Here is a 486-nt window from a genome sequence, read left to right as displayed (position 1 = left end):
GCCGGCCGGGAACCTGGTCCAGGTGACCAGGGGCGGGAAGTCCCAGCCGCCGTCGCCCCAGGCCTCCGCGGTCTCGCCCCAGTTGGCGAAGCGGAAGGAGTGGCTCCCCACGTCAATCACATTGCTCCCCTTGTGGTAGACGACCTTGAGACGGACCCCGTCCCTCGGGACATCGCTCCAGTTCTTGGTCGTGTAGTTGCCGTGGGCGGAGACGGACGCGTACGAGGGCGTGCTCGCGCCCTGCCGGATCCAGATCACGGCGGCTTCCCAGTCGTGGCGGTGCGACGTGCTGGTGCATCCAGTGCAGGTCATGTCCTTCTCGAAGTACTCGGTGTAGATGATCGCGCACCAGCCGTTGTTGCACTTGGCCCGCGAGTAGACGTTGGCCCTGCCCAGGTGGTTGTCGCGGCACTGGCCGGTGATGGCTCCGCTGTCGTCGAGGCCGCCGTTGAGGTTGCCCCACTGGTCGATGGCGGCGACCGGGAG

At 67.3% G+C, this 486-nt stretch carries 1 protein-coding gene; it reads right to left on the bottom strand.

What is annotated here, in order from left to right:
- A partial coding sequence (locus PUR53_RS06905) for an NPP1 family protein (protein WP_329907735.1) occupies positions 1-486 on the bottom strand: 486 nt, incomplete at both ends.

This window comes from Streptomyces sp. SP18BB07 (genome assembly GCF_036322545.1).
GTDB lineage: Bacteria > Actinomycetota > Actinomycetes > Streptomycetales > Streptomycetaceae > Streptomyces > Streptomyces deccanensis.
Note: the sequence above shows the minus strand (reverse complement) of the source record. Positions and strands in the feature narration are given on the sequence as shown.